A 24,441-nucleotide genomic window follows, 5' to 3' on the forward strand; every position below is an offset into this window, starting at 1 on the left:
GGCGGGTTGTATCAGGCCTGGGCCTTTACCTCGGTCTCGATGGAGGAGTGGCCCTTGGGGATGACGTACCGCACCGCCGGCAGGGAGACGTTGGTGGAATACAGGCTGACGTTGGGGTCGCACTTGATGACGGTCCCCTCGCCGCTGCCCGACACGGTGCAGGACACCGATGCGTTGCGGGCGGTGGCTGCGCCGTTCGCTGTGGACTCCAGATAGCCGGAGGCGAACCGGGGCACCGCAAAGCCGCAGTCATAGGCCTCGCAGTCGTAAGCGCTGTCGATCTCATGGCGGCGGATGTGGCCGGTTGCGGTGGGCAAGATGGTGGTGGTCACCTCGATGCCCGGGAAGGGGGACCAGCGGCTCACCACCCGGTCCTCACGGATTTCGTGGGAGATGGACACCTTCCGGACAAAGACATTGTCGTCGATGACAAAGGCCAGCATGCTGTCGGGGGCGGCCTGGTAGATCACCTCACGGCTGCGGGAAGCGCAGAAGCCGAACCGGGTGTCGTAGGCGAATTTGGCGTATTTCTCAGGGAACTGGCCGTGGCCGTGACCCTCGTTGACGCCGGCGGGATAGGCCGTCACACGGCCCTCCGAGCGGGCCACCAGCATATTGGCGTGGGGCATGGGCTTGAGGGCGTCCAGCTGGGGCACAGGCAGGGCCTCGGCGGTCCAGAAGGGATGGCCATCGGGCAGGGCCAGCAGGATAAAGCACTTCATACCCCAGTAGGGACTGCCGGGGGCGTTGTACCGCTCGGCCATATACATCTGGGGATAGCAGTAGCCGATGGTCAGGATGCCGTCCCGGTCGAACATCTTCTGATTCAGCCACCAGTTGAAGTTCCGGGCGATCAGGCCCTTCATGACGCCCAGAGGGAAGGGTTCCAGACCGGCCCAGACGCAGGCCGACCAGAAACAGCACTGGGCAAACCGATAGCTCAGGCTGCGGCCATAGGGCAGGGCTGCGCCGTTGTCGTCAAACCAGTAGATGAACTGCTTGGCAAACAGCTCGGCCCGGCTGCGGTAGAGGGCCGCCCGCTCGGGGTCGGTGTCGGCGGCAAACTTGGCGTAGAGGATGCCGTAGTACTGGATGGCCCAGGGGATATAGTAGTCCTTCTGGGGGCTGGCGCCGTCGGTGGACCAGCCGTCTCCGCTGTAGTAGCTGTCAATCCGCGCCAGGCCCCGGGCCAGATTCTCGGGGTCGTAGGGCATCCCGCACTTTTTCAGGGCCAGGTTCACCAGAATCATGAAAAACTGCCAGTTGCACTCGGGGATGACGTGGTGGTTGATCTGTTCCAGCCACCGGGCCAGATTCTGCTTCTCGGTGTCGGACAGGGGGTCCCACAGCTTTTCGGGGGCGGTCAGCAGGCCGCAGGCGATGGCCGCCATCTCCACAAAGCACTGGTCGTAGTCTCCGCACTCGCCCCAGTACTCGGGGTTTTCGGGGTCGGAGCCGGCGGCCAGGCCGCGGCGGTAGATCTCCTCAAATTCCGGGTCGGAGCCGCCTCCCACCCAGAAGGGCACCAGAGCCCACAGAGGCCGGCTGAAGGCCTCCAGCTCGATGGCGGCCTGACCGTAGGTCACGCCGGTTTCTCCCAGGTGAAGCCGGGCTTTGCCCTCGGAATAATAGGGTTTCAGGGGGTCAAGAAACAGGTGCATCAGCGCCTGAAAATCCTGTTTGGTGGAAAGTTCCATGGCTGTTTCCTCTTTTATTTCTTGTAGTCAAAGTTGGGGATGGCCGTCCAGCGGCGGCGCAGGGTGTGGGCTGCCAGCTTGGGGCGGCGGTCCCGGGTCAGCAGGCCCTTGCGGTTGCCGCCCACCCGCATGGGGCCCTGAATGGTGGCAAAGTCGGCGAAGTTCCAGGGCATCTCTCCGATGAAGAAATCCCTCTTGTCAAATTCTTCCCCCATCCGCTGATAGTATTCCGCCTGGTACTCCTCGCTGAACATTCCGCCGCAGGCGTCATGGAGGCCGTTGACGGTGTCGGCGCCGTATTCGGTGATGGCCACCGGCTTGCCCATGCCCGCCCAGAAGTCCAGTTCCTCGTTGAGGCCGGCGCAGGCGGCGTCCAGGTCGCCCGACAGGTTGTACCAGCCATAGTACCGGTTGATGCAGACCACGTCCATGGTGCGGGTGGTTATGTCCTTGGTGTAGTCGTTCTGGCAGCACACCAGGGTGACGGGACGGTCCTGGGGATCCTGGGCATGGGCCTGCTCATAGAGGGCGTGCCAGTATTCCAGGGCCGACTCAGGATAGTGTTCCAGGTCGGGCTCGTTGCCCAGGCTCCACAGGATGACGCAGGGATGGTTCTTGTCCCGGGCAATCATCTCGTCCAGCACCTGGCGGTGATGGGCGGCCAGGAGATCGTTCTTGTAGGGGTCCCGGGATGCGCCGTTGATGCCCACCGCCGGGGTCTCGTCGATGACCAGAATGCCCTCCCGGTCGCACAGGGCGTAGAATTCCTCGGCGTAGGGGTAGTGGCTGGTGCGCAGGGAGTTGGCCCCGAACCAGTGCATATAGTGCAGGTCGGTGACGTTGGCCACCTGGTTGAGGCCGCGGCCATGGAGGGCGCTGTCCTCGTGCTTGCCGAAGCCCTTGAGGTAGACCGGCCTGCCGTTGAGCAGAAGTTTGGTTCCCTCCACCTTCACCTCACGGATGCCGAAGGTCTCGTCGTAGCAGTCCTCCCCAAAGGTCACCCGGGCGGTGTAGAGGGCAGGAGTGCCGGGCCAGGGTTCCCACAGCTGGGGATCGGGCACCGTGACGCTGCCTGCGGCCCCCTGGGCGGCGGCCACCGGCTTGCCCGCCGGGTCCAGAATCTCCACCGAGACGCTGCCCTCGCCCACCGTGTCCACCCGATAGTCCACCCGGCCGTCGCAGTGGGGCACCAGGGTGATGTCGGCGATGTAGGCCCTGGGGGTGGTGTAGAGGGTCACCGGGCGCTGGATGCCGGCATAGTTGAAGAAATCGAAGTTGGGGCGGTTCATGGGCTTGGCGTTGGCCTTGGCGTGTTCCACCGAGGGAATGCCGGCGTTGTCCGAGCCAAAGAAGGCGATTTCGCCCGGCTCGTTGCCCACCGGCAGGGTGTTGCGGTTCACCCGGTTGTCGGCGGCCACCGTCAGCAGGGCGGTGGCACCGGGGGCCAGACGGCCGGTGACGTCGGCCTCAAAGGGCAAAAAGCCGCCCCGGTGCTCGGCAATGAGCTGGCCATCCAGCCAGACCTTGGCCTGGTGGGTCACCGAGCCGAACCGCAGCACCACCCGCTGACCGGCGCAGCTGCGGGGCAGGGTGACGGTGCGCTGATAATACACCCAGCCGTAATGATCCCGCCAGGCGCGGTCGGGCTTCTGATCGTTGAAGCTGGCGGGCACCGCCACCGTCTCGGCGCCGGGCAGGGCCGAAGCCGGGTCCAGGCTGGGGGCGGCGGGGTCGCCGTGGTCCAGGGCAAAGTTCCAGATGCCGTCCAGGCTCAGGGTGAGCCGCGCGGCGTTCTGCTGAGGATAAAGCATGGTTGTTCCTCCCATCCAAACGGGTGATCTGTCCGGGCCGGATGCTCTGTGGCTGCGGCCCGGGCCCAGCGGGGGAAATCGAATTCCCCCGGACGTTTCTTACCAGTACATCTCCCAGTCCTTGGTCAGGCGGGTGAGGGCCTCCATGTAGAAGTAATCGCCCCAGCTGGTGCACTCGTCCACGCCCTCGGGGGTGCAGGTGTTGTAGGGGCTCTTTTTGCTGTAGGTGCCATGGAGCAGCTGGCCCGAACCCAGGGTGGCGGTGCGGACGGCGTAGTGGTCGTAGAGGGAGGCCAGCATCTGGCGGGCCAGGGTCCGCCAGCTCTCGGCCTCGGCGGGCTCCACATACTTGGCAGCCTCCAGCAGGCCGCAGGCCACGATGGCCGCCGAGGAGGAGTCGCGGGGTTCGCCGCTGTCGGGGGCGAAAATCATATCCCAGCAGGGGATCAGGTCCTCGGGCAGGCGGGACAGGTAGAAGTCCAGGGCCCGGCGGAACACATCCAGGAATTTTTCATCGTGGGTGTAGGTGTAGCCGATGGCGCTGCCGTAGACGCCCCAGGCCTGGCCCCGGGCCCAGAAACTGTCGTCCCGGTAGCCCTGGCAGGTGCGGCCGCCCTTGGGGGTGCCGTCGGGGTTCATGTAGAAGGTGTGGTAGGTGCTGCCGTCCTCCCGGAAGGAGTTGGCCAGGCAGGTGGCGGTGTGGGCCGCCGCAATGGCCCGGTATTTGTCGTCGCCGGTGGTCTCGGTGGCCCAGTACAGCAGGGGCACGTTGAGCATGCAGTCGATGATGTAGCGGTAGTTGTCGGGGTCGTCCATGGTGCCCCAGGCCTGCAGGAATTTGCCGCTGGGCTGATAGCGGGTCAGCAGCTGGTCGGCGGCCGCCACGGCGGCGTCACGGCCCTTTTCGCTGCCCACCAGCTTCCAGGCCGCCACGCAGGTGGGGCTGTACAAAAAGCCCATGTCGTGGTGGTCCACCTCCACCTTGCGGCGGATGCGGTCGGCGAAGCTGTCCACCTGGATCAGGGCCGCCTGTTTGAACGCTTCATTGCCGGTGGCCTCATAGGCCAGCCAGATTTCTCCCGGCCAGAAGCCGCAGGTCCACTGGTTGTTGGGGCAGCCGGGGTAGATGTTGTTGACGCTGGAATGATTCTGGCACTGCCAGGTGTAGAGAGGGAGATTGGCCTCCACCTGACGGCAGGCCGCGGCCAGGGCCTCCCGGGCCTCGGCGTCGGACAAAACACGGTTGGGGAAGGTTTTCATAAGGTGACAAAGCCTCCTTGAAAAAGTTTGGTTCCAGTATACACCAAAAAGCGGGGCCGGGCAAAAAGCCCCGGCCCCGCCCACGAAACAATGGGAATCCAGCCTGCTTTCCGGCAGGCGCCGGCTGTAAAAAGCCTGATTCAGTTTGGGATAAGCGATCAGCCCTTGATGCCCGAGGAAGCCACGCCCTGGACGAAGTACTTCTGCAGGGACAGGAACACGATCAGCACCGGGATCAGCACCACCACCGAGGCGGCCATAATCAGGCCGTACTCAGCCGAGTACTGGGAGATGAACATGCGCAGGCCGATCTGGATGGTCTTCAGTTCGGTGCGGGTCAGGTAGATCAGGGGTCCCAGGAAGTCGTTCCAGGTGTTGACGAAGGTGAAGATGGTCAGGGTGGACAGAGCCGGCAGGCTCAGGGGCAGCATGATGTGCCACCAGATGCCGTATTCGGTCAGGCCGTCGATGCGGGCGGCCTCGCACAGCTCGCTGGGCACGCCCTCATAGAACTGTTTCATCAGGAACACGCCGAAGGCGCTGAAGGCCTGCAGGCACATAATGGCCAGATGGGTGTTGTTGAGGCCCCAGGAGCTCATCATCATGAACTGAGGCACCATGTAGGCCTGCCAGGGCACCGCGATGGTGGCGATGTAGCCCAGGAACAGCACATTCTTGCCCTTGAACTGCATTTTGGCAAAGGCATAGGCCGCAAAAGACGAGGTGAACAGCTGCAGCAGGGTGACCACGATGGTAATCTTGGCGGTGTTCTTGATGAAGGTCAGCAGGGGGATCTCGGTCCAGATGTCCACATAGTTCTGCCAGCGGGGATTGGCGGGAATCCACTGGATGGGGAAGCCGAACACGTCCTTGTTCTCCTTGAAGGAGGAGGACAGCATCCACAGGAAGGGCATCAGCATGAAGGCGGTGATGACGATGAGGAAGAAATAGATCATGAACCGCATGATGGCGTTGCGCCGCTTCTGGGAGGCATGATCTTTGATTGCAGATACAGCCATGGTGCTCCTCCTTTCTCAGTTTTCGCCGCGGGAGCCGCGGAACTGGACGATGGTCACGATCAGCACCAGGACAAACAGAACCATGGCGATGGCGCTGGCGTAGCCGTATTTGGGCGTGTTGACAAAGGCCACATTGTAGATGTAATACACCAGGGTCATGGTGGCGTTGCCGGGACCGCCCTGGGTGATCATGTACATCTGGTCGTACACCTTGAAGCCCGAGATGGTCAGCATGATGACCACGAAGAAGGTGGTGGGACGCAGCTGGGGCAGGGTGATGTGCCAGAACTGCTGCCAGCGGTTGGCGCCGTCCAGCTCGGCGGCCTCGTTCAGGTCAGGGTTGCAGCCCTGGAGGCCCGCCAGGTAGATGACCATGTAGTAGCCCATGTTCTTCCAGACGCTGAACAGGATGACGGTCAGCATGGCGGTCTCTTTGCCGGCGGCCCAGCGGGGCAGGTTCTCCACGCCCAGCGCGGCCAGCAGGGAGTTGATGGGGCCCATGGCAGGGTTGAAAATCATGTTCCAGACCGCAGCCACCGCCACCAGCGATGCGACGTAGGGGAAGAAGGCCACCGTGCGGAAGAAGTTGCGCAGGCGGACATTCTGGTTCAGCAGGACCGCCATGGCCAGGCTGCACACCAGGGTCAGGGGCACCGTGCCCAGAACGTAGACGATGGTGTTCACCAGGGCGGCCTGGAAGATCTTGTCGGTCTTGAACAGCTTGATGAAGTTGCTCAGGCCCACAAACTCAATGGCGTGGCGGCCGTCCCAGGAGCAGAAGGCCAGGGCGATGGCGAAGACCATCGGCACCAGAGTGAACACGCAGAAACCGATGAAGTTGGGGGCAATGAAGGTGTAAGCGGTCAGGGTGTCCCGAACCGATTTCTTCAGGGCCTTGCGGGGAGGCTTATCCGCCTTGACGGTTGACGCGGCAGGATTTGCCATAGGGAAACTCCTCCTTTCCAAACAATCCTCACAAAAAAGCGGGGCGGGCAGGCAGCCCGCCCCGCGCCGGTACAAAAGATAGGGCGCTCAGCGAGAAATTAGGCCAGGATGACCGAGACCTGATCATTCATGTTCTGAATGCCTTCGTCGACGGTCTCGCTCAGGGTCATGATGGCGTCGTGCTCGGTGTTGAGGATGGTCTCAATATCGGAAGCATACTGGGTGTAGGGCATCTCCAGGTAGACGGCCACGGTGTTCAGAGCCTCGGCGGAAGCGTCGTCGGCAGGGAAGCCCTCGGTGGCGCGGATGATGGCGTTGGTCTCCTCGGAGCCGCAGGCGGGGAAGGTGCCGGTCTCAGCGATGACCTTGGCGCCCTCATCCGAGACACACCAGTTGATGAAGTCGGCAGCAGCCTCAGCCTTGGCGGAATCCACGTTGATGGCCAGAGAGGTCACGGTGCCCAGGGTGGAGCCGGCAGGAGCGTTGGCGGGGTGAGGATACTTGACCATGCCCCAGTTGAACGGAGTCTCGGCCTCGGCCATATAGGTCTGCAGGGTGGCGATGAACCAGCTGCCCATGGGCAGCAGAGCGCACTGCTGGTTCTCGAAAGCGGCCGAGTAGTGCAGGGAGGAGGTCTTCAGGTAGCCGTAGTCCATGCAGATGCCGTCGTTCTGCTGAGCCAGGACCAGGTCGTAGGTGGGCTTCATGAAGTCATAGGTGCCGTCCACGATGGTGTTCTCGCCGTCCAGGATGGAGAACAGGGACACGCAGGAGCGCCAGGTGTGGTAGTGGCAGCCGTAAACCTTGGCGTCGCCCTCGCCGCTGGTCATCTGACGGGCCAGAGCGTCGTACTCCTCCATGGGCAGGTCGTTGGCGGGATAGGGAACGCCGGCGGCGTCGAACAGATCCTTGTTGTAGAACAGGACCCAGAAGTCATTGCGGAAGGGAACGGCGTAGAAGTTGCCGTCGTCGGTGGTCAGCTGCTCGATGGTGCCGTTGAAGTCGGCGGTGTCACGGGTCAGCACGTCGTTCATGGGTGCCAGGTAATCCAGGTTGATCAGGTTGGCGTAGCCGGGGATGTCCTTAATGCTCAGGACGTCGATGTCGGCGCCGCCGGCCAGCTGGGTGGCCAGAACGGTCATGTAATCGGTGGAGCCCAGGTCCAGCATCTCGATGGTGACGTTGGGGTGGGTAGCCATGTAGCCGTCAGCCATGGCCTTCCAGTAAGCGGTGGACTCCAGATCCCAGATGGTCCAGACCAGGTTGGTGGTGCCTTCGGCAGCAGACGAAGCGGTGGATGCAGCAGTGGATGCGGCGGTGGAGCTGGAGCTGGAGCTGCCGCAGGCGGCCAGAGCGGTGGTGCCGGCCACCACAGCGGCGGCCTGCAGGAACGAACGGCGGGAAATCTTTCTCATGATCTTTGCCTCCTGGAAATCTTCTCTTTCTTCTTCGATGCAGCGTCCCGCCCCGTGTCGGCGGGTCCGCTTTCCTTGTTTATACTATAAGCCCGCCTGTCCCTTTTCGGAATGGAAAATCCAAAAAAGCGTCTGTAATTTTTTTATTTTTTCCAGAAAAGATGCAATATCTTAAACTCAAAGATGCAATTAATCCATTTTTGCACAAAAATTTGTTGCTGTATTCGATTTTTTCAGTACTATATACACAAGGGTTCTCCGGCGATCAGGACAGGATTTTATACGCTGCCCAGCCGGATGCCGCCAGCAGCAGCCCCGCCGCCCCAAAGCAGGCCGCCGGGCCCGCGGCGGCCACCGCCGAGGACCCCACCAAAAACATCACCTCAAAGACGCTGCCGCTCATATTGAACAGCGAGAGGGCTTCGGCCCGGCGTTCCTCCTGGCCGGCGGCGTCCACCAGGTTGTTCTGGAATTTTTCCAGGATGCAGCCGGGCATCCGCAGCAGCAAGGGCAGAGTCAGCATCAGGGCCACCGCCGGGAGGGTCCGGTCTACGAGGCCCAGAACCGCCATGCCGGCCCCCGCCAGCACAAACAGCCCCGCCAGGGCCTGCAGGGTGTGTTCCGGCTTGAGCCGGTCCAGCAGCGGCCCCGACAGCATCTGAATCACCGAATACCCCAGAATGATGGCCGTGAGCCATTCGGCCCGGGCCCCGCAGGCCAGCAGCTTGTCGGCGTAGAAGAAATTCACCAGAATCTGACCCATGTTCAAGGCCGCCAGGGCGGCAATCAGGGCCAGGGCCCGCCGGGTCAGCACCATATGGGCCAGGCCGGGCCGGGGTGCGGTTTCGGTCCGGGGCGGGCGGCGCTGCACCGGCAGCGGCGGCAGGGAAAAGGAGGCCAGCCAGGCCAGAAAACTGGTGAGGACGCTGGCCGCCAGCAGGACGGGAATACCCCCCACAGCGTACAGGCCCGCATAGCACAGGGTGCTGACCACAAAGCCGGCGGTTTCCAGGTTCCGCACCCGGGCGGTGCTGGTCAGATACCGTTCCGGCGGCAGGGTGCCGTAGAGATAGGCGCTGAGGGTGCCCGACTCAAAGCTGAGGGCTGCTCCTTCCACCATGGCTTCCAGCCAGAACAAGGGCAGGGACCGGGTGAGAAAGGCCGTCAGCAGCAGCACCCGGGCCATCACAAACAGAAACTCATACAGCAGGATGGACCGGCGGCAGCCGATCCGGTCGGTGAGGCGGCCCGAGGGCACCTCGCTCAGCAGGACCGCCAGGGACAAGGCCGCCTGCAGCAGAAAGAACTGGCTGACGCTCACCCCTGCGGTGGTGCGCACCAGCAGGGAAACAGGGCCAAAAAAGACCAGCCCGTTCAAAAAGGACATGACCGTCAGACCGTCCAGCGGACGGCCTGGGCAGATAAACGATTTCATTTTCTCGTACCTCACATCAAACGTTCAGAAAAACAGCGTTTTCCCGGGGCAGGGCACAGCACGCCCCAGGGCGTACCCCTGGACGGGGCACACCGGACGGTTTGGATATGTTTAAGGACGAGTCAACCGTTTCATCTTGCAGCAGTTCCTTTCACAGGCTGGTAAAGTAAGGCCAGTATAACACAAAAGGCCCGTCTGCACAAGCGGCGGCGGACGGTTGACAATCCACCCAAAAAACGTTACTTTATAAGTGTTGTATCCTGAATCGCGCACCGCTGCGCAGGCCGGAAAGGGGGAGGGCCATGAGCTTCGATTTCATCCGCAGAATGACCCTGCGGCGCCAGATTGTCCTGGGCACCCAGATGTTCACCGCGGTGGTGAGCCTGCTGCTGGGCATCGTGCTGTTTGCTCTGTCCGACTCCTATATCCGCAGCAACACCCTGCGCTCGGTGGAATTCAACCTGATGCAGATGGCCACCTCGGTGGAGGCCAAGCTGAACAACGCCGACAACCTGCTGAACTGGGCATCCACCGACAGCACCCTCCGCCGCTATCTCACCACCACCGAGATGACCGGCCAGCTCACTACCTCCGCCTACGACACCTTTTCCGACCGGTATCTGTCCAGTCCCATCCAGACCCAGATCACCCGGTTTTTCGTCACCAACGGCACCGACCGGTTTCTTCAGCTGGGCAACCTGACCAGTTCCGCCAGCCTCAACGCCGGCACTTTGACCATGTTCCTGGGCCCGGAGAACCGGCTCACCTTTGCCCTGGACCCCCTGCTGCCCTCTCACCCCACCTGTCTGGTGCTGCGCCAGCAGATTCGCCCCAGCACCGAGACCCACTCCATCGGGTGGATTTATCTGGGCCTGGACACCGCCGTCATCACCAGCGCCGCCGACGACTACATCATGCCCGAGGGAGGCGTCCTCTACTGGCAAATGGGAGGTCAGCTCTGGCGGATGGACGGCCACATCCTCACCCCGGTGGAACACGGCCTGGACACCGAGCCCTACCGGGCCGCCGGGCTAGCCAGCCCCGACACCCAGGTATTCCGCGTCATGCGGAACAACCGGGCGTTTCTGTCGGTGGTGGTGCCTCTGGATGGCTGGGACGCCCAGCTGATTCAGCTGTTCCCCGAGAGCACCTTCCTGAACCAGCGGATGATTTATCTGCTCCTGATCGGCCTGGGCATTCTGCTGCTGTGGCTGATGGATGCTTTGCTGCTGCGGTGGCTGGATTCGGTCATCACCCGGCCGGTGGCGGCCCTCCGCCAGCGGCTGGACCGGATCAGCGAGGGCAATTTCACCATTGACCACTCCATCGAGTGGTCCAACGAGCTGGGCGACATCGGCCGGGGCATCAACCACCTGGCCGGCAACGTGGAGGGCCTGCTGGCCCGCCGCCTGGAAGATCAAAAGCGGAAGCAGGACCTGGAATACCAGATGCTGCAAACCGAGATCAACCCCCATTTTATCTACAACACCCTCAACTCCATCCGGTGGATGGCCACCATCCAGAACGCCACCGGCATCGCCGAGATGGTCACCGCCTTCGCCCGGCTCACCAAGAGCGTTTCCAAGAGCACCGAAAAACTGGTGCCGCTCCAGGACGAGCTGGCCCTGCTGAACGATTATTTCACCATCCAGCAGTACCGCTATGGCGGGGATTTGCAGATTGAGGTGTCCCACATCGACAACGAAGCCATCTGCCGGGACTGCATGATCCCCCGGTTCACCCTCCAGCCCCTGGCGGAAAACGCCATCTTTCACGGTCTGGAGCCCAAGGGCGGCTTTGGCAGCGTACTGATTGAAATTCACATCAGCCCCGACAACGGGGATGTTCTGGTCACCATGACCGACGACGGGGTGGGAATGCCCCCGGAACAGGTGGCCCATCTGCTGGACGAGCCCTCCGACCAGGCCGCCGCCCAGGACAAAATCCGCCATGTGGGCCTGTGGAACGTCCACCGGCGGCTGCAATACTCCTTCGGCAGAAACTACGGCCTGACGGTGGAGAGCGAACCCGACGTGGGCACGGCGGTGACCATCCGCCTGCCCTATCACCCCAAAGAGGAAGGAGAAACGACCCATGCTGCGGATCCTACTGGCTGACGACGAGCCCCTGGTCCTGATCGGCCTGCAGGGGATGCTGGAATGGGAAAAGCAGGGCTACACCATCTGCGGCACCGCCCGCAACGGCAAACTGGCCCTGGAAGCCATCGAGCGGGAAAAGCCCGACATCGTCATCGCCGACGTCAAGATGCCGGTGATGGACGGGCTGTCTCTGGCCCATACCTGCCACGAAAAAGGCCCTCTGCCGGTGTTCATCATGCTCACCAGCTCGGAGGATTTCAGCTATGCCCGGCGGGCCATTGAGGCCGGGGTGGTGGACTATCTGGTCAAGATGGACCTGACCCCCACCAGCCTGTGCGGCGCGCTGGAGCGGGCCAGCGAAAAGGTGAAGAAAGAGCGGGCCCTCACCGGCCAGATGCCCAGCAAAAGCGAGATGGAGGAAGGGCTGCGGACCCTGCAGGACCGGTTTTTGATCCGGCTGTATGCGGGCCTGATCCCTGACGAGGCCCATCTGCAGCAGGAGATGAAGGGGCTGGACCTGCACCTGGACCAGCCCTGTCTGATTGCGGCCTGGGGCGAGATTCTGCCCGCCAACGCCGCCATGACCACCGAGCAGCAGCTCAAGCTGAATCTGGCCTGCTGCCGGATGCTGGAAACCACCCTCCAGAACTATCTGCCGGTCCACGCCACCGGCACCGACGTGCTGCATTTCAGCGCCCTGTTCAGCCTCACCGAGGAACAGGGTCGGGACGTGAAGGCCTTTCTGGAGCCGCTGCTGAAAAAGGCCAGCCAGATTCTCTACAATTACTTTTCCGCCCGGCTCCTGTGGGCCGTGGGGCGGCCCGCCGCTGCACCGCTGGGCCTGCCCCGCCGCTGCCGCGAGCTGGATACCCTCCGGCTTCTTTTGTCGGACAGCGAACCCATCCTCTTTGCCGAGGACATGGACAGCGACGCCAGCGCATCCAAGCTGCAGACCGTCGCCCAGGTCAAGGCCTACATCCGGGACCATCTGTCCGAAAAACTGACCCTGGCGGACGTTGCCGCCGTGTTCAGCTTTTCCCCCGGCTACCTCAGCCAGCTGTTCGGCAAGTACGGCGGCGGCTTTGTGGAGTACATCACCGAGGCCCGGGTGGCTGCCGCCAAGGAAATGCTGGAAAAAGGGGATAAAAAGATCTACGAGATCGCCGAGGAACTGGGTTTTGAGAGCTCCTTCTACTTCTCCAAGGTCTTTAAAAAGGCCACCGGCCTCAGCCCCCGGGAATACCAGCAGAAACTGTAGCGCCCCGCGCCGTCACCGGGCGCAGGGGAGAGGGGCGTTGTCCGCTCTGTTTCCTTGTCTGTCATCCATGATAGGAGATGTTCCATGTTTACCGAAAGACTACCCCTTCTGCCGGCGGTGCTGCCCGCCTTCCGGCCCTGCCCTCCGGCCTGTCAGCGGGCGGACTGGGAATCCCTGCCCGACACCGCCCGCCAGCGCCTTCTGGACGCCGGCGAGGCCGAGGCGGCCCGGTCCATTGCCCCCATGCCCCTGACCCTCTGGCTGGACTTTATCCGCAGCGGACGGCGGGCCGACTGGGAGGAGGCCACCTTCTCCCGCCGGGCCCGGCTGTGCGCCCTGGTCTGCGCCGAGTGTGTGGAGTACCGGGGCCGCTACCTGGACGCCATCGCCGACACCATTTGGGCCATCTGCGAGGAGAGCGCCTGGCAGCTGCCGGCCCACAACTCCTACGTCCGGGACACCCCCCAGCTGCCCCTGCCCGACACCGCCCGGCCCCTCATCGACCTGTTTGCGGCCGAGGCCGGGGCCCTGCTGGCCACCGTCCACTTCTTGCTGGGGCCTGAGCTGGAAAAAGCCTATCCCGGCCTCACCACCCGCATCGAACAGGAGGTCCGGAACCGGATTCTGACCCCTTACCTGCAGGATCACTTCTGGTGGATGGGCAACGGCAATGAGCCCATGTGCAACTGGACCAGCTGGTGCACCCAGAACGTGCTGCTCTGCTTCTTCCTGCTGCCCGATGTCAGCCAGGAGGAGCGCCGGGCCGCCGTCCGTCAGGCCGCCTACAGCCTGGACTGCTTTTTGAAGGACTACGGCCCCGACGGCTGCTGCAACGAGGGCGCCCAATATTACCGCCACGCCGGTTTGACCCTCTGGGGCGCCCTGCACATCCTGTCCAGCGCCGCTCCCGAGGCCTTCGAGCCCCTGTTCCGGGAGGAGAAAATCCGCAACATTGCCGAGTACATCCTGAACGTCCATGTGGACGGGCCCTATTACCTGAATTTCGGGGACTGCAGCCCTCTGGCGGGCCGCTGCGGCGCCCGGGAATATCTCTTTGCCAAAGCGGTGGGCAGCCCCTCTCTGGCGGCCCTGGCGGCGTCGGATTTCCGGGCCGACCCGGACCCCGACCACCTCACCGCCCAGGACGCCAGCAGCCGGATCAACCTGTGGTACCGGCTTCTCACCGCCTTCACCCAGCGGGAGCTGGAAAGCCATCCCGCCCCCGCCGCCCCCGCCGGGGACGTGTGGTACCCCAGCGTGGGGGTCTTTGCCGCCCGGCGGGGCAGCTGGGTTCTGGGGGCCAAGATGGGCTCCAACGGGGACAGCCACAACCACAACGACACCGGCAGCATCACCGTCTACAAGGACGGGCGGCCCTTCCTGATTGACATCGGCGTGGAGAGCTACACCCGCAAGACCTTCAGCCCCCAGCGGTACGAGATCTGGACCATGCAGAGCGGCTGGCACAACCTGCCCACCTTTGACGGGGTGATGCAGCTGCCTGGCGCAGAATACGCCGCCCGGGACATCCAGATCGGGGAGGGGAGCATTTCGGCCGAGCTGTCGGGGGCCTATCCCCCCATCCAGGGGCTGAACCATTACCGGCGGACGGTGTCGGTCACCCCGGAGGGAATCACCCTGGTGGACGAGACCGACTGGCCCGGGGAAGTGGAACTGACCCTCATGACCCAGCTGCATCCCCAGCTCTGGGGCGGCGGCCTGAGCCTGGAGGGCCTGGGCCTGATCCAGCCCGGCAGCGGGGTGGAGCTGACGGTCCAGCCGGTGCCGGTGACCGATCCCCGGCTGCGCACCGCCTGGCCTGATACCATTTGGAAAATCAGCATGTATTTCTACAATAAGCTGATCTTACATTTGAACTGAGCAGAGGAAAAGGAGTTTTTGTCATGGAAACCATCAAGCTGAAAGTCCTGAACCAGACGGGCCATACCCTGATGACCTGCCGGGCCGATCAGGAGGTATCTCTGGTCTACACCAACGCCTACCAGCCCGGCGACCGCATCGCATTGGAGATCGATCACCCGGGCCAGTTCTGCGTCATCCAGCTGGAGGATACCATGGACCCGGCCCTGGTGTATGTGGTCAACCGGGAGATCAACTTCCACATTCCCTTTGGGGAGCAGGCCATCACCTATTCCCCCAAGAGCTTCCAGGGCAACCGGCATCTGATCCGGGCCCGGCTGGCCCGGCCCGAGGAGCTGGCCGTCCGCCGGAATCTGGCTTTCAACTGCTACGATGAGCACGGGGACACCGGTTTTTATCCCCATGCTTCGGCCAACGTGGAGACCCGCGGCGAGGCGGTGTTTGCCGCCCGCAACGCCATCGACGGCATCTTTGAGAACAGCTCCCACGGGGAATATCCCTACCAGAGCTGGGGCATCAACCGGGACCCCAACGCGGCCCTGACCCTGGACTTTGGCCGGGAAGTGGTGCTGGACGAGCTGCGGATCACCGAGCGGGCCGACTTTCCCCATGACAACTACTGGATTCGGGCCACCGTCACCTTCTCGGACGGTTCCCGGCTGGAAATCCCTCTGGTCAAGAGCGCCAAACCCCAGAGCATTACCTTCCCGCCCCGCCGGGTCCGCAGCCTGGTGCTCAGCGAGCTGATCCAGGCCGAGGGTCCGTCGCCCTTCCCGGCCCTGACCCAGATCGAGGCCTGGGGCTATGAGGCCGGCGCCGAGGGCGGGGAGGCGCAGGCATGAGCTGGTTTGACGCATTCTACGGCGGCAACGGCCGGGGCGTAAACCCCAACGAGCCCGAGAAAAAGGGCCTGGCCCGGTTCTTCCAGATTCTGGGCCGGGACTTCGGCCAGCTGATCGCCACCAACTTTCTGGTCTGCGCCCTGGTGCTGCCGGCGGCGCTGGGGGTGTCTCTGGGCATCATCCTGCTGAACTTCCCCCTGACCCTTCTGGCGGGCCTGCTGGGCGGCATGCTGGCCGGCATCGGCCTTCTGGTGATGGCCGACTGCGCCCTCCGCAGCCTGTGCAACGATCCGTCCCCCTGGCTGCCCCGGATGGGCCAGACCATCTCCGCCAAGTGGAAGGCCGCCCTGCCTGTGGGCGCCATCCTCATCACCCTGCTGGGGGCTCTGTCCTTTGTCTGGGCCTTCCTGTTCGAGGTGATGGAGTCGGGCCAGTACCCCGGCAGCGCCATTCTGGTGTTCCTGGGCTTCGATATGCTGGTGCTGGCGGTGGCGGGCAGCCTGACGGTGGCGGCTCTGACCGCCGCCCCCGCCAGGGAGACCTCTCTAAGCAGCCTGCTGCGCACCGCCGGACACATGATGCTCTATGCCCCCGGGCGGGCCCTGGGGGGCAGCGCCGTCATCTTTGCGGGGGTGGCGGTCCTGATCCTGTTTTTCCCCATCAGCACCCTGTGGGCCATGCTGTTCGGCTTCTGGCTGCCGGTGCTGGTGGCCATGCAGATCTTCTTCCCGGTGCTGCGGGAGATCTATGACCTGGACGTGGAGCACGCTCCCTCGGCCGACGACGAGGAGGAAGGCCCCCTCATGACCGAAAAGCAGAAAAAAGCCCGGGCCCGGGCCAACTGGTGGTACTACAACTGGGGCCTGGTGGCGGCTGCGGCGGTGCTGGTGGTGGCGGTGATCTATGTGGTTCACGGCCTGACCACCACCATTGACCCCGACTACAACGTGGCGGTGGTCACCCCCGACACCCTGCCCGATTCCTCCGCCCTCCAGCTCCAGCAGGTGCTGGAGAGCTACGGCGTGGACCGCAACGGGGACGGGGCGGTGGTGGTGAGCCTCAACGTCTACACCTGGAGCGCCGATGCCTCCCTCACCGACATGAACAGCCAGATGGCGGGCGCCACCCGGATGAACACCGACCTGTCCAACGGGGACAGCGGCATCTGGATTCTGGCCGATCCCCAGGGCTTTGAGGAGGCCTACGGCGCCCTGAGCGAGGCTTTGGGCAGCGACTGGGCCGGACAGCTCATCCCCTGGACCGACGTTCCCACCCTGGCCGGCGCCGATCTGGGCAGCTACGACACCTCCGCCGACGGCTCCACCAGTCAGTCGGTGCAGGAGCTCTTTGCCGACTATCAGATCGCGGTGCTGGACAGCTCGGACGGACTGTGGGACCTGCTGACCCATCCGGCCTCGTAAGTCGGTTTCTTGATGATTTTGGGCGGAAAAGGGATTGTATTTGCCCCGCCGCGGCGGTATCATAAAGCCGCGGTCAGGAAACAGGTCCCTGACCCCATTCTCCGAAAATCACACGCGTAAAAGAGGGGAGGTCCGCCCGGGCCGCTCCTCTTGCGGCGTTTCGGCCGGCAGGTTTTCCACCGAGATTTTGTGCGCTTGTGGAAAAATTACCCCGCCGGCCCGGACACAGACAAAAAACACCCCTGCATCCCTCGGGATGCAGGGGTGTTTTGGGTTCTTTTGGGGGTGAGGCTCACATCATGTTGTGGAATACCCGCATGGCGATCTGGAAGTAGAGGATCAGACTGCAGGCGTCCACGATGGTGGTGATGAAGGGGGTGGCCATGATGGCGGGGTCGAAGCCCAGCTTCTTGGCGCCCAGAGGCAGGATACCGCCCACCAGCTTGGCCAGAATGACGCTCAGGAACAGCGACAGGCTGACCACCAGCACATAGCCGGGCACGTTCTCATACATGCCGGCGTAGAGGACGCCGTACATCAGCCAGATGCGCAGGCCGTTCACCAGGCCCAGCACTGTGCCCACCAGGGCGGAAATCCGCAGCTCCTTGAACAGGACCTTGAGGAAGTCCCCGGGGCTGACCTCGCCCAGAGCCAGGCCGCGGACCATCAGGGTACTGACCTGGTTGCCGCAGTTGCCGGCGGTGTCCATCAGCATGGGCATGAAGGAAACCAGCAGGGGAAGGGCCACAAAGGCCTCCTCGTAGTGGGTGGTGACCATGCCGGTAAAAGTGGCCGACAGCATCAGGATCATCAGCCAGGGGATACGCTGTTTGGCGTGGGTCCAGACGCTGGTGCCAAAGTAGGTGGTGGCCTCGTCATCCGGCAGAATGGCGGCCATCTTCTGCATGTCTTCGGTGGACTCCTCGGTCAGAACGTCGATGGCGTCGTCGATGGTGATGATGCCCACGAACATGCCCTCGTTGTCCAGAACCGGCATGGCGGTGAAGTCATACCGCTGCATCTCACGGGAGACGTATTCCTGGTCGTCGGTGACCCGCACCGCGATGACGTTGTCGTCCATGATCTCGGTGATGGGGGTATCCAGGTCGGCCAGCAGCAGGCTGCGGACCGACACAACGCCCAGAAGCCGGTTTTTCTCCACCACATAGCAGGTGTACAGGGTCTCGGCCTGTTCGCCCTGCTGCCGGATGGCGGCAAACGCGCCCCGGACATCCATATCTTTCCGCAGGCGGACATATTCCAGGGTCATCAGGCTGCCGGCGGAATTTTCGGGGTAATTCAGCAGCTTGTTCAGGCTCTCGCGGGTCTGGGAGGAAGATTTCTCCAGCACCCGCTTGACCACGCTGGCGGGCATATCTTCCAGCAGGTCGGCGGCGTCGTCCAGGCTCATCTCCTCGATGGCCGCAATCAGCTCCACATCCGAGAAGGCCTCCACCAGGTCATCCCGGGCGTCGTCCGACATATAGGTGAAGGCCTCGGCGGCCACTTCCTTTTTCAGCAGCCGGAACACCACCAGACGGTTGTTTTCGTCCAGTTCTTCCAGCAGTTCGGCCAGGTCGGCGGGCTGGACGTCCTCGGTGACTTCGCGCAGTTTCAGGTACTGCTTTTTCACCAGCAGCTTGAGCAGGCGGCTCTTGGTCAGCTCATTGGGGGCGGGAGGGGCCTCCTTGGCCTCTTCCTTTTCGGCGTCCCGCACGTCCTGGCGCAGGTCTTCGGCGGCCTCGGCGTCGTTCAGATCCCGGGCCAGCTGTTCACGCACTTCGGCGGGAATATCGTCGGGCAGTTCCTGGGCGGGCATCTGTTCCAGATGCTCCATCATTTCCTGGTCCAACACTTCTTTTTTTTCTCTCTTATCCATGGGTTCTATCTCCTCCATCACAAACTATCACAGGAGGGTACAGTCCATCGGGATATAAAAAGGCGCAGCCAACAGGCGGCGGAAAGTCTTTCCGCCGCGCAGGCTGCGCTCACGCCATGTGTCCAGACGGGAACAGGGGATGCCCACAGGCTCCCCTCCATCCTTCACACCAAACTGCGCCCGGGCATACTGGCCCCCGGCGCCGTTTTATTCCTTCTCGTTCTCCCTGCGGGTGAACGCAGCTTCTTCATTTTCCGATGCGCTGTACCGCTCGGATCTACTATGATCCGGGTCCATCTTTCTGCGTTCACCTCCCAGTTTTGTCGCTAGTCTGATTATAACGCACCATTTAGACTCGGTCAACCCCCTACTTTTCCCGCCTGAGGCGGGAGGCACTTCCCCCGCGGCTGCGCCGCCGCCCCCAAGGGCTCTGGACACAGGGTACATTCTCTATTCTATACGTTTCCCCGTACAACAAACAATGCGAGGGCCAGCTCGTGAGAGCCGGCCCTCGCAGAGGGACCCTATCTTTCGTGACGCAAAAGTTCTTTTGTTTTGGTGCGATCAACAACAGAAGGAATAGTGGTTAATTATTCCCCTTTGTCGCCACATCGGATGGGTTATTTACCCGAGCCTCCAAACGGTCTCTTGTTCAAAGGCCCCTTATATCAGCTCCCGGCCATGGTGCTGCCGGGGATGTTATAAGTAAAGGAACAGATTAGTCAGCACTAGCAGTGCGGGTAACGGTCACAGCAACGAAGACAACAGAGTTAGCAGCGCCAACATAAGTGTCGTCCAGAGCCTTGGTTGCAACACTGGCAGAGATCACATACTCGTAATCATATTTATCCTGACCAGCAGTAATATCATTGTGCTTAGGCAGAGCGTCCTCGTCCTGAAGAACCTCCTTAACCTCGGCAGCAACCAGCTTCACAGCCTCATCTTCGCCCACAGCGCCATTAACAATATAGATGGTACCATCTTTAACAGTGCGGTTGTCGTAGCCATGGTTCTCAGCGTAGTAAGTCATATCGAGACCATCTACGCCAATCTTGCCATCGTCAAGAGTGAAACCTGCCCGATCCATAAAGTCGGCAATCATGTTAGCAACGTCAGCCTTGCCACTATGGTCACCAAGATTCTGTACAGTTTTCTTTTCCGCCAGATCCTGCAGAGTGGGCTCGCTGATGTAGTTCAGAGCCTTCTCCAGAGCAGTGACATCAGCAGCATTATCCTTGACAGAGATATAGTCTTCATCAACTGTATCACCCAGCTTGGCAGCCAGGGTAGCAGAGAAACCGGAAACAACGGTCTGCTCGCTGCTAGAAGAACCAGCATCGTTGGTGCCATTGCCTTTGCAGCCAGCCAGCATGCTGACAGCCATAACGCCAGCGAGCATCAGAGAAGCAATCTTCTTGAGTTTCATAATGAATTTTTCCTCCTTAATGGTGTAAAAGATAGAGACCCAAAACAGGTTTCAAAGGAAGGTCCTTTCCTTTGTGTGCCTATAATACCATACCCCCCCCGGTGTCAAGACCCGATTTCAAATTTTCCCATTTTTGCTTTATTTTCTATAGTTGGGGAAGGTCCATCTTGGATACAAGATGTTTTGCGGACGGGAGAGGCGGAGGAAATTTCTCTGGAGCGCGAAGAATCCAAGGCAGGAGATCCCGCCCTTTTCATAGTGCACCGCGGGGAACAGGGGACGTCAACTCACCCCCAAACATCTCCCCAAACACAAAAAGTACCCCGCCTGCCTTTTCAGACAGACGGGGTACTTTGTTTGCCTTTGGAGTAAGTTCAGCCTCGGTGGACGGGCCTATCCCTTAAGAGCCCCTATGGGGCGGCGGCGCAGCCGCGGGGGAAATGCCCGCCGCCGTTTGGCGGCTTACTTGTACAGCTCGACCAGGCGAGTCAGGTGCTCGTAACGAGCCTCTGCAGCCTTCTGGTTGTCGTCGAACAGCTTCTTGGCGCGGTCGGGGAAGGCGCGGCTCAGACGGCTGTAACGAGTCTCGGTAGCCAGCAGGTTCTGGTACTTCTCAGCGTCAACGGCCTTGGAGGTCAGGGTGAAGGGGTTCTTGCCCTGAGCCTTCAGAGCGGGATTGAAGGTGAACAGGTTCCAGTAACCGGCCTCAACAGCCTTCTTCATCTCGTTCTGGCAGTTGGTCATGCCGCCCTTGATGCCGTGCAGCTCGCAGGGAGCGTAGCCGATGATCAGGGACGGGCCGGGGTAAGCCTCAGCCTCAGAAATAGCCTTGATGGCCTGGTTCATGTTGGCGCCCAGAGCGATCTGTGCGACGTAGATGTAACCGTAGGTCATGCAGATCTCGGACAGGCTCTTCTTGCTGATCTCCTTGCCGGCTGCAGCGAACTGGCAGACCTCACCGATGTTGGAGGCCTTGGAAGCCTGTCCGCCGGTGTTGGAGTACATCTCGGTGTCGAAGACCATCACGTTGACGTCCTCGCCGGAAGCCAGGACGTGATCCAGGCCGCCGTAACCGATGTCGTATGCCCAGCCGTCGCCGCCGAAGATCCAGACGGACTTCTTGGCGATGTACTGCTTGCTCTTCAGGACCTCAGCGGACTTCTCGCAGCCAGCAGCAGCGGCCTTCTCCAGCTCAGCGATCAGGGCCTTTGCGGGCTCGTCGTTGGCGCGGGTGTTGTTCTTGGTCTCGGTGAACTTGGCGTAAGCAGCCTTCAGCTCGTCCGAAGCCTTATCCGAGTTGACGATCTCCTCGATCTCGCGGATCAGGTTCTCGCGGATGGTCTTCTGGCCGAGGTACAGGCCCAGGCCGTGCTCAGCGTTGTCCTCGAACAGGGAGTTGTTCCAAGCGGGGCCGTGGCCGCTGTCCTTGTTGACAGTGTAGGGAGAGATCGCAGCAGTGCCGCCCCAGATGGAGGAGCAGCCGGTGGCGTTGGAGATGTACATCTTCTCGCCGAACAGCTGGGTGATCAGACGTGCGTAAGAGGTCTCAGCACAGCCTGCGCAGGAGCCCGAGAACTCCAGCAGCGGCTGGTTGAACTGCGAGCCGATGACGGTATCGTCAGCAAACTTGCTGGGCTTCTTGGAGATGTTGGCGACGCAGTAGTCGAAGACTTCCTGCTCGGCAGCCTGGCTCTCCTGAGGCACCATGGTGATAGCCTTGGTGGGGCAGACGGTGACACACTCGCCGCAGCCCATGCAGTCCAGCGGAGAAACAGCCATGACGAACTTGTACTCGTTGGCGGGGCGGTTGTCGCGGCTCTTGGTCTGCTTGGGAGCAGCAGCCAGCTCCTCAGCGGTCAGCTGGAAGGGACGGATGGTTGCGTGCGAGCAGACGAATGCACACTGGTTGCAGCCGACGCACTTGGCAGCATCCCACTCGGGGACGGTGACAGCGGTGCCGCGCTTCTCATAAGCCGAAGCACCCTGCTCCCACTGACCGTTGGCGTTGTGGGCGAAGGCGGAGACAGGCAGGCTGTCGCCGTCCATACGGGCGATGGGCTCCATGACGTCGCGGATCTGCTTGACCAGCTCGGGACGGCCAGCCAGCTCCTTGGGAGCGGGATCGGCCTCGGGGTTGGACCAGCTTGCGGGGACGTCCACCTTGTGGATGGCGTCAACGCCGGCGTCGATGGCCTTCCAGTTCATCTCAACGACGTCCTGGCCCTTCTTGCCGTAGCTCTTCTGAGCAGCCTGCTTCATGAAGTTGATGGCGTCATCGATGGGCATGACCTCAGCCAGCTTGAAGAAAGCGGACTGCAGGATGGTGTTGGTGCGCTTGCCCATGCCGATCTCGATGGCCTTGTCGATGGCGTTGATGGTGTACAGCTGAATGTTGTTGTCAGCGATGTACTTCTTGGCCTCGGCGTTCAGGTGGCGGCCCAGCTCCTCATCGGTCCACTGGCAGTTGATCATGAAGACGCCGCCGGGCTTGACGTCCTGGACCATCTTCATGCCCATGTTGACGTAAGCGGGGTTGTGGCAGGCCACGAAGTCAGCCTGGTTGATGTAGTAGGGGCTGCGGATGGGCTTGTCGCCGAAACGCAGGTGGCTGATGGTGACGCCGCCGGTCTTCTTGGAGTCATACTGGAAGTAAGCCTGAACGTACTTGTCGGTATGGTCGCCGATGATCTTGACCGAGTTCTTGTTGGCGCCGACGGTGCCGTCGCCGCCCAGACCCCAGAACTTGCACTCCTTGGTGCCTTCTGCAGCGGTGATGGGAGCGGGCTTGACCTCGGGCAGAGACAGGAAGGTCACGTCGTCGGTGATGCCCAGGGTGAAGCGCTCCTTGGGCTGATCCTTGGTCAGCTCGGTGTAGACAGCGAAGATCGAGGACGGGGGAGTGTCCTTGCTGCCCAGGCCGTAGCGGCCGCCGATGACGGTGACGTCGTTCTTGCCGGCCTCACGCAGGGTGGTAGCCACATCCAGGTACAGGGGCTCGCCCAGAGAGCCAGGCTCCTTGGTGCGGTCCAGAACAGCGATCTTCTTGGCGGTCTCGGGCAGAACCTTCAGCAGGGAAGCGGAGACCCAGGGACGGTACAGGCGAACCTTGATGATACCGACCTTCTCGCCGCGGGCGTTCAGGTAGTCGATGACCTCGTCGGCCACGTCGCAGATGGAGCCCATAGCGACGATGACGCGGTCAGCGTCGGGTGCGCCGTAGTAGTTGAACAGATCGTAGTTGGTGCCGATCTTCTCGTTGATCTTGGCCATGTACTTCTCGACAATGGCGGGCAGCGCATTGTAAACCGAGTTGCAGGCCTCACGATGCTGGAAGAAGACGTCGCCGTTCTCGTGGGAGCCGCGCATCTTGGGGTTCTCGGGGTTCAGAGCGTTCTTGCGGAACTCCTCGACAGCCTCCATGTTGCACATTTCCTTCAGGTCGGCGTAGTCCCACTTCTCGATCTTCTGATACTCGTGAGAGGTGCGGAAGCCGTCGAAGAAGTTCAGGAAGGGAACGTGGCCCTCGATGGCGCACAGGTGTGCGACGGGGGACAGGTCCATGACTTCCTGGACCGAGCTCTCGGCCAGCATAGCGAAGCCGGTCTGGCGGCAGGCCATGACGTCGCTGTGGTCACCGAAGATGTTCAGGGCCTGGGTAGCGACGGTACGGGCCGACACGTCAAAGACGCAGGGCAGCTGCTCGGCTGCGATCTTGTACATGTTGGGGATCATCAGCAGCAGACCCTGAGAAGCGGTGAAGGTGGTGGTGATGGCACCAGCACCCAGAGCGCCGTGAACGGCGCCAGCTGCACCGGCCTCAGACTCCATCTCAACAACCTTGACCTGGTTGCCGAAGATATTCTTCTGGCCTGCTGCGGACCACTGGTCCACGGAGTCAGCCATCGGAGAAGAAGGGGTAATCGGATAGATGGCAGCAACATCGGTAAACGCATAAGCTACATGCGCGGCCGCGGTGTTGCCATCCATGGTTTGCTTTGCTCTAGGCATTTTTCTTCCTCCATTACTTTTTATTAAGGCTGCCTGCCGGGTCGG

At 62.0% G+C, this 24,441-nt stretch carries 15 protein-coding genes; 5 read left to right on the forward strand and 10 right to left on the reverse strand.

Annotation, left to right across the window (positions count from 1 at the left end):
- Positions 1-11: 11 nt before the first annotated feature.
- The 7 genes from B5E67_RS06510 to B5E67_RS06540 all read right to left on the reverse strand — a co-directional run bounded on the left by B5E67_RS06510 (position 12) and on the right by B5E67_RS06540 (position 9,582).
- Positions 12-1,697: a DUF2264 domain-containing protein gene (locus tag B5E67_RS06510; protein WP_087384126.1), complete on the reverse strand. Its 1,686-nt coding sequence runs from the start codon at positions 1,695-1,697 to the stop codon at positions 12-14.
- A 14-nt stretch (positions 1,698-1,711) separates the two neighbouring features.
- A complete protein-coding gene (gene uidA / locus B5E67_RS06515; RefSeq protein WP_087384128.1) occupies positions 1,712-3,508 on the reverse strand; it encodes a beta-glucuronidase in 1,797 nt (598 codons plus the stop codon).
- A 99-nt stretch (positions 3,509-3,607) separates the two neighbouring features.
- Entirely contained in the window at positions 3,608-4,768 is a 1,161-nt protein-coding gene (locus B5E67_RS06520; protein ID WP_087247446.1) for a glycoside hydrolase family 88 protein, read from the reverse strand.
- A 158-nt stretch (positions 4,769-4,926) separates the two neighbouring features.
- Positions 4,927-5,787, reverse strand: a complete 861-nt coding sequence (locus B5E67_RS06525) for a carbohydrate ABC transporter permease (protein WP_087247444.1) — start codon at positions 5,785-5,787, stop codon at positions 4,927-4,929.
- Positions 5,788-5,802: 15 nt separating this feature from the next.
- Positions 5,803-6,732 (reverse strand): sugar ABC transporter permease, encoded by a 930-nt coding sequence (locus B5E67_RS06530; RefSeq protein ID WP_087247442.1) that lies wholly within the window; start codon positions 6,730-6,732, stop codon positions 5,803-5,805.
- A 98-nt stretch (positions 6,733-6,830) separates the two neighbouring features.
- Complete coding sequence (locus B5E67_RS06535) at positions 6,831-8,147, reverse strand: extracellular solute-binding protein (protein ID WP_087384131.1); 1,317 nt, start codon at positions 8,145-8,147, stop codon at positions 6,831-6,833.
- A 265-nt stretch (positions 8,148-8,412) separates the two neighbouring features.
- Positions 8,413-9,582, reverse strand: a complete 1,170-nt coding sequence (locus B5E67_RS06540) for an MFS transporter (protein ID WP_087384133.1) — start codon at positions 9,580-9,582, stop codon at positions 8,413-8,415.
- A gap of 302 nt (positions 9,583-9,884) precedes the next feature.
- Here B5E67_RS06540 and B5E67_RS06545 point away from each other — a divergent pair, with 302 nt between their 5' ends.
- The 5 genes from B5E67_RS06545 (at position 9,885) to B5E67_RS06565 (ending at position 17,083) form a co-directional block, all read left to right on the forward strand.
- Complete coding sequence (locus tag B5E67_RS06545) at positions 9,885-11,699, forward strand: histidine kinase (RefSeq protein WP_242956828.1); 1,815 nt, start codon at positions 9,885-9,887, stop codon at positions 11,697-11,699.
- On the forward strand, positions 11,677-12,939 hold the full coding sequence (locus tag B5E67_RS06550; protein ID WP_087368442.1) for a response regulator: 1,263 nt from the start codon (positions 11,677-11,679) through the stop codon (positions 12,937-12,939). The genes B5E67_RS06545 and B5E67_RS06550 overlap by 23 nt, the downstream gene beginning before the upstream one ends.
- A gap of 84 nt (positions 12,940-13,023) precedes the next feature.
- Positions 13,024-14,820, forward strand: a complete 1,797-nt coding sequence (locus tag B5E67_RS06555; protein WP_087384135.1) for a heparinase II/III family protein — start codon at positions 13,024-13,026, stop codon at positions 14,818-14,820.
- A gap of 23 nt (positions 14,821-14,843) precedes the next feature.
- A complete protein-coding gene (locus B5E67_RS06560; RefSeq protein WP_087247432.1) occupies positions 14,844-15,662 on the forward strand; it encodes a carbohydrate-binding protein in 819 nt (272 codons plus the stop codon).
- The gene (locus B5E67_RS06565; protein ID WP_087384139.1) at positions 15,659-17,083 is read left to right on the forward strand and encodes a hypothetical protein; all 1,425 of its coding nucleotides are present in this window, start codon (positions 15,659-15,661) and stop codon (positions 17,081-17,083) included. Before B5E67_RS06560 ends, B5E67_RS06565 begins: the two co-directional genes overlap by 4 nt.
- 292 nt (positions 17,084-17,375) lie before the next feature.
- Here B5E67_RS06565 and mgtE read toward each other — a convergent pair whose 3' ends face one another.
- The 3 genes from mgtE to nifJ all read right to left on the reverse strand — a co-directional run bounded on the left by mgtE (position 17,376) and on the right by nifJ (position 24,396).
- Positions 17,376-18,962, reverse strand: a complete 1,587-nt coding sequence (mgtE, locus tag B5E67_RS06570; RefSeq protein ID WP_242956831.1) for a magnesium transporter — start codon at positions 18,960-18,962, stop codon at positions 17,376-17,378.
- 718 nt (positions 18,963-19,680) lie between these two features.
- Complete coding sequence (locus B5E67_RS06575) at positions 19,681-20,388, reverse strand: hypothetical protein (RefSeq protein WP_087384142.1); 708 nt, start codon at positions 20,386-20,388, stop codon at positions 19,681-19,683.
- A gap of 462 nt (positions 20,389-20,850) precedes the next feature.
- The gene (nifJ, locus tag B5E67_RS06580; RefSeq protein WP_087384145.1) at positions 20,851-24,396 is read right to left on the reverse strand and encodes a pyruvate:ferredoxin (flavodoxin) oxidoreductase; all 3,546 of its coding nucleotides are present in this window, start codon (positions 24,394-24,396) and stop codon (positions 20,851-20,853) included.
- Between the last annotated feature and the right edge of the window lie 45 nt (positions 24,397-24,441).

Origin of the sequence: Faecalibacterium sp. An122, from assembly GCF_002160895.1 — a bacterium.
GTDB lineage: Bacteria > Bacillota > Clostridia > Oscillospirales > Ruminococcaceae > Faecalibacterium.